The organism is Actinomyces bouchesdurhonensis, assembly GCF_963540955.1.
In the GTDB taxonomy this organism is placed as follows: domain Bacteria; phylum Actinomycetota; class Actinomycetes; order Actinomycetales; family Actinomycetaceae; genus Pauljensenia; species Pauljensenia bouchesdurhonensis.
The window spans coordinates 1-6,043 of sequence record NZ_CAUTSL010000080.1 but is presented as its reverse complement, the minus strand read 5'-3'; the positions used below and the strand labels follow the sequence as shown (position 1 = coordinate 6,043).

Sequence of the window (6,043 nt, the reverse complement as noted above, 5' to 3'; positions counted from 1 at the left end):
ACCTCAAGGGGACGGCTCTCACGGGGCAGTTGGACATTCAGTCCTTTGCGCTGCGGCCCGGCTGGGATGGTGGCGCGCAGTAGCGCAGCGCAGTAAGGCGGCATCGTTACGCGGTGCGATAGTGGGAGTGGTCTTCCAACGAAGACCGCCCCCACCGGTGTCTGTCGTTCACGGGCGCCGAGCGCTCGCGAGCAGCATCAACCTCTACAGGGAGACGCCCACCTGGCCGAGCGCGAAGGCGAACTCCTCGCAGCGCGCCGCCCACCGGCCCTCGCGCCCGGAGGGGCCGGCGTGCCCGGCGACCATCTCGGTGCGCAGGATGATTGGGCGCTCGAGCGGGTCGCGCGCGGCGACGAGGCCGTGGCTGGCTTCCCCGCTCACGCTCGCCTCGTCAGCCCCCGAATCGCAGCAATTGCAGCGTGTGCCAGCCTCGGCCTCGTCCGTGGAAGGTACTTGGCCGGTGGCCTCGCGCAGGCGCTGCACCCACTTGGTGGGCTCGACGAACTCGACGCGCGTGTCGTTGACCGACGTCGTCGCCATGACTGCGGGCAGGAGCGCGCCGTCGGGCACGTTCTCGTACGGCGTGTAGCGGCTCATCGCGTCGAACACGGCGCGCGAGGTCAGCGGATTGCCCCACTCCTCCCACTCGCCGACGGTGAGCGGCAGGGTCGGGTCCAGGATCGTGGTGAGCGCGTCCACGAAGGGCACGCCCGCCAGGATCGCGCGGAAGCGGTCGGGGGCGGCGTTGGTGACCGCGCCCATGAGCAGGCCTCCGGCGCTGCGGCCCTCCGCGACCAGGCGGTCGGGCGCCACCCACCCGGAGTCGACCAGCCAGTCGGCCACGTCGATGAAGTCCGTGAACGTGTGCTCCTTGACCAGCTCCTTGCCGTCCTCGTACCAGGCGCGGCCCATCTCGCCGCCGCCGCGCACGTGCGCGATCGCGTAGACGACGCGGCGCAGGATCGGCAGGCGCAGGGTCTCGAACTCGGGGTCGTAGCTGACCTCGTAGGAGCCGTACCCGATCTGCCAGCCCGCGTGCGTGCCGTCCGGGCGCGCGTCGCGGTGGTGGATGAGGGTGACGGGGATGCGGGTCGCGCCGTCGCGCGCGAGCACCCACACGCGCTCCTCGACGTACTCGGCGGGGTCCCAGCCGGGCGCCTCGTGGGTGCGCAGGATCCGCGTGCTCAGGGCCGCGTTTTCGCTTGTGGTCTCGGGGGACGTACTCTCGGGGGACGAGGCCGGGGCCAGGTCCGGCAGCAACACCTCGGCGACCGTGGGCGGAACGGTCTGCGACTGGAACTCCACGCGCAGCGGATCGGCCCACGGGGTCGGCACGGTCGCGATCGTGCGCACCGGGGCGTCGACCTCCACGCGCCGCCACGTGGGCGCCTGTTCGCGGCGGTCCCACACGTCGACCTGCGTCAGAGAACCCGAACGAAGCGAGAGAGCCACGTAGCCCGCGTGTGCCTCGACGTCGGTGATGCGCTCGCCTGGGCCGGGGCTGCGCAGCGGCTCCCACGATTCAAACGGCGTGAGGGGAGCGGGCTCGTCCTCCGGCAGGGGAGTGCCGGGCACGCGATCCGCCAGCGCCTGGCGACTATACGCGGAGGAAGAAGGAACGCCGAGGAGCGCCAAGGCCTCGGGCGACCCCCCTTCGGGCAGCATCGCCTGCGCGAGCGAGCCCTCCTGCGTGAGCCCCGTGTGCACGATGAACAGGCGGTCGCCCGCCGAATCCGCCGACACCAGCGTGCGGGCGCGCACCGGCATGAGCGGCAGCGGGCGCACGCTCGGGTGGGCGGGCAGCCACAGCCACGCGCGGCCCGCCGTTGACGACGACGAATGAATGACGACGTGCCCCGGGAAGCCCGAGGGCGCGAACCCCATCTCGAAGCCCTCGTCCGGCTCGACCAGCAGCAGCTCGTCCGCCTCGCGAGGCGTGCCCACGCGGTGCAACCACACGTCGCACGCGCGCCACGCATCATCCACGCCCATGTAGATAAAGGACTGCGAGTCATCCGCCCACGCGAAGCCGTAGCTTGCGTCCACTACGGCCTCGTCGATGACGCGGCCCGACGCCTCCTGCACGACCCACGTGTAGCGCTCATCCCCGCTCGTGTCCCGCGCCCACGCGATCAGGCGCCCATCCGGGGACGGGTACAGGTCCGCCAGGCGGAAAAACTCCTGCCCGCGCGCCCACTCGTTCTCATCGACGAGGAGCTCCTCGCCCCGGGTGGGCACGCCCGGAGAGGGGACGAGCGGGATCGGCGACCCGGCCTCGTCGCGCTCCACCGGCGCGCGGTGATGCGTCGCGTAGGACTGCCCCTCCGTGAAACGACGGAAGTACCAGAACTCGCCCTCGCGGATCGGCACCGTCACGTCGGTGAGCGCCGTAGAGGCCTTCACCTCCTCCACGAGGCGCGCGGCCGCCTCGCGGGTCGGCGCCGTGATCGCATCCGCCCACGCGTTCTCCGCCTCCAGGTGCGCGCGCACCTCCGGGTTCTCGCCGTCGCGCAACCAATCCCACGGGTCATCAAAATGCTGCCCAAACTGGTCGCGCACCCGGTACCCGTAACACTTCGGGGCCACCGGGGGAGTCGGCGAGGGGGTGTGGTGGGGGGTCGTCTCAGTCATGGGGACCATCTTAGATGTGGGCTGCGGACGAGGGAGGCACCCGGGTGTCCGGGGCGTGGGATGACTGGGATGATTGCGTTCTGCGGTCGCGGAGGCGCCGGGGGTGCGGGGTGGCGCCGTGCGGGTCCGGGGCGGTGGCGCCGGGGAGGATGGTGAGGTGGCCGCAGTGTTCGTCCACAACATGCAGTATGACCGCCTTCGGATGGACAAACCCAGTGCGTGCGCGCGGCTGCCGTGATACGATGGATCCACAATGACCGGTTCCGCCCGACGAGGGTCCAGGGCCGGTCTTCACATTTTCGGAGGAGAGCGATGGAGCCCAAACCCTTTAAGTCTGTCGATGATCAGATCGCCATTCTGCAGGATAGGGGAATGGAAATCTGCGATGATGAATTCGCTCGTCGAGCTCTTCGTGAAATCGGATACTATAGACTGTCTGGATACTCCTATCCCTATCGCGCTGTGCAAGCGGAGACGGGGCTTCTCTCCGATAATTTCATCGAAGGAACCACGATCGAAAAAGTGGTCAAGCTGTACAGGTTTGATCAAGAGCTAAGAGCTGTCACGGGGCTTCAGCTAGCGAAAATTGAAATTGTGCTTCGGGTGATGATCAGTCACGAGCTTGGACGGGTTGATCCATACATACACTTGAGTCCACATAAGCTCGGGAAAAAAGCTTGGGATAAGGTCAATGTTCGGCCAACCGAGCAGTATTCAGAATGGCTAGACAAATATAGCTTATCTGTTGTGCGATCAAATGAAGACTCGGTCATTCATTACAAAAAGAAATACGACGCGATTTTGCCGGTCTGGGTTGCTGTGCATGTGCTTGATTGGGGCGGCCTGCGCCTATTGTATGGTTTTGCTCGGGATGAGCAAAGGAAAGCAATCGCCCAACAGCTTAATATTTCAGAATCTCAGCTAAGTTCATGGCTGCATTGCCTGAATGAGGTCAGAAATGTGTGCGCGCATCATGGTCGACTCTATAGCAGGACGTTTCCAAAGAGTCCCATGCTCACAGGAGAGGATCATGAGCTCGGATTTCTGCGTCGATTCGTGCTTGACGATGTGAAAGAGGGGAATAGGAAGGAAAAGAAGGGAAAGTGCTTTGCGCAGTTCACCATCATCCAGTATCTTCTTTCTAAGATGAATCTGGAGGGGATTAATGACCTCCCGCATCTTTTGCATAAATTCCCCGAAGTGTCTCCTGTTTCAGTGAAGGACCTTGGTGTTCCAGAGAACTGGGAGGAGCTTCCTTTGTGGAATGGTGATATGTATTCGTGTCCTCCTCAGGCGATGTCATACAGTCAAGGCTGATGGTAGAAACACCGGGGCGTGCGTGCGACACTAGGGGAGTGAACGACGAACAAGCTCCCTCACGCGGATCCGCCGCGCTCGAACCCGCGGCGCTCCCGCTCGAACCCGCGCTCGCGGACCCGTCCGCGACCCATCCCCAGCCCACCACTCCAGGACACGCGCGCGAGGGAGCCGCCCCGGCCTCGTCCCTCGCCCAGCCGCACGGACAGGTGGAGGAAGAAGAGGTCACGGCCTCGTCAATGAGCCTCGCCGAACATATCCTCGCCTGGGTGCGCGAATTCATCCAATTCGGACTCGTCGGCGCCACCGCCTTCATCGTCGACATGGGGCTGTTCAACCTCCTCCAACACGGGCCGCTCGACATCCTCGCCGGACACCCCAACACCGCACAATTCGTCGCCGCCGCGACCGCCACCTTCTACTCGTGGGTCGCCAACCGCCTGTGGACCTACCGGGGACGCACCCAAGACAACGCCACGCGCGAAGCCATCCTCTTCTTCTTCGCCAACGCCTGCGGCATCGTCATCTCACAGTTCTGCCTCCTGTTCACCCACCACATCCTCGGACTCACCTCCACGCTCGCCGACAACATCGCCGTCTACGTCGTCGGATTCGTGCTCGGCACCGCATTCCGCTTCATCTTTTATCACTACGTGGTCTTCACAGGGCATACGCAAGCGTAGGTTCGAGGCGCGGCTGTAGGGTCGAAGCGTGAAGGAAACGCCAGAACACTACCCGACCCCCGAAGAATCCATCGCAACGATGGTCACAATCGACGACACCGCCCTCGTCTTCGAAGGCGGCGGCATGCGCAACGCCTACACGGCCGCGCTCGTCAGCCGACTCATCGCCGAAGGCATCAACTTCCCCCACATCTCCGGCGTCTCCGCAGGATCCAGCCACCTGTGCAACTTCACCTCCCGCGACGCGATCCGCTCACACGCGACCTTCGTCGACCTCGTCGAAGACCCCGAATTCGGCGGACTCAAACACTTCCGCAAAGGCCACGGCTACTTCAACGCCGAATACATCTACCAGCAGATCTGCTACCCCGACGGAGCCCTACCCTTCAACATGGACACGTTCCTCGCGAACCCGGCCACCACCCGCGTCGCCACCTTCAACGCCACGCGCGGTGAAGAACGCTGGTTCTCCAAGGAAGAAATGAGCACCCTGGACACGCTCGGACCCATCGTCCGCGCATCCTCCACGCTGCCCATCCTCATGCCGCCCGTCGAAATCGACGGAGACACCTACGTTGATGGCGCTCTCGGTCCTAACGGCGGCCTGCCCTTCGACCAGCCCATGCGCGAGGGCTACCGCAAACTCCTCGTCGTCCTCACCCGCCCCCGCGACTATGTCAAAGCGCCCATGCCCGCCAGCGTCGGCGCCCTCCTGCGCACCGCATACCACCAGTTCCCGTCCGTCTTCGAAGGCGTTGCCCAGCGTCCCGACCGCTACAACGCGGGACGCCGCTTCCTCTTCGAACTCGAAGAACGCGGCCAGGCCTACGTGTTCGCGCCCGATAACCTGTGGATCAACAACACCGAATCCCGTCGCGAACGTCTTGAAGCCACCTACCGTGCCGGCCTGGTCCAGGCCGTGCGCGAAATGCCCGCGATCAAAGCATTCCTGGGGCTGTAAGGGGCCGCGGCTGTTGTGGGAGCCGCGTCGCGGTGATGGCGGCCGGTGGCGGGTGGGCGGCCCGTGGTGATGGTGGCCCGGTAGCGGGCTGGTGGCCCGGGGGTGGGCGGCCCGTCGGTGGGTGGGTCTCTCGTTGGCTGCGTTGCGGGCCCGTGACTCGGCGCGCTGGGCATCCGGGCCTGGGTGTGGCTTCTGTCTGAGGCTATCCGGATAGGTTGTGCGCATCCGGATAGGTTGTGCGCATCCGGATAGGTTATTAAGGTATCCGGATGTTGGTTTCCTATCCGGATGTGTTGTCGCCCGGGGGCGGTACCTGCTCAGCCAGCTGCGTTGCGGGCCCGGGCGTGGCTTCTGTCTGAGGCTATCCGGATAGGTTGTGCGCATCCGGATAGGTTATGCGCATCCGGATAGGTTATTAAGGTATCCGGATGTTGGTTTCCTATCCGGATGT

General features: G+C 64.9%; 4 protein-coding genes. 3 read left to right on the top strand and 1 reads right to left on the bottom strand.

All coding sequences use genetic code 11. The features are described from left to right. Positions 1–204 precede the first annotated feature (204 nt). Positions 205–2,640, bottom strand: coding sequence for a S9 family peptidase (locus tag RYL44_RS09690; protein WP_314975845.1), 2,436 nt, complete (start codon positions 2,638–2,640; stop codon positions 205–207). 303 nt (positions 2,641–2,943) lie between these two features. Here RYL44_RS09690 and RYL44_RS09685 point away from each other — a divergent pair, with 303 nt between their 5' ends. Genes RYL44_RS09685 through RYL44_RS09675 form a run of 3 tightly spaced genes read left to right on the top strand, consistent with a single transcriptional unit; the run spans position 2,944 to position 5,592 of the window. Further along, the gene (locus tag RYL44_RS09685) at positions 2,944–3,948 is read left to right on the top strand and encodes an Abi family protein (RefSeq protein WP_314975844.1); all 1,005 of its coding nucleotides are present in this window, start codon (positions 2,944–2,946) and stop codon (positions 3,946–3,948) included. 38 nt (positions 3,949–3,986) lie between these two features. Continuing rightward, positions 3,987–4,631, top strand: a complete 645-nt coding sequence (locus tag RYL44_RS09680; protein WP_314975843.1) for a GtrA family protein — start codon at positions 3,987–3,989, stop codon at positions 4,629–4,631. Between the two features lie 28 nt (positions 4,632–4,659). After that, complete coding sequence (locus tag RYL44_RS09675) at positions 4,660–5,592, top strand: patatin-like phospholipase family protein (RefSeq protein ID WP_073983822.1); 933 nt, start codon at positions 4,660–4,662, stop codon at positions 5,590–5,592. Positions 5,593–6,043: the final 451 nt, after the last annotated feature.

Bases quoted from the DNA above. Each gene is read 5' to 3' on its own strand.
- RYL44_RS09685 (WP_314975844.1), top strand. From the start codon at position 2,944: ATGGAGCCCAAACCCTTTAAGTCTGTCGATGATCAGATCGCCATTCTG.
- RYL44_RS09690 (WP_314975845.1), bottom strand. From the start codon at position 2,640: ATGGTCCCCATGACTGAGACGACCCCCCACCACACCCCCTCGCCGACT.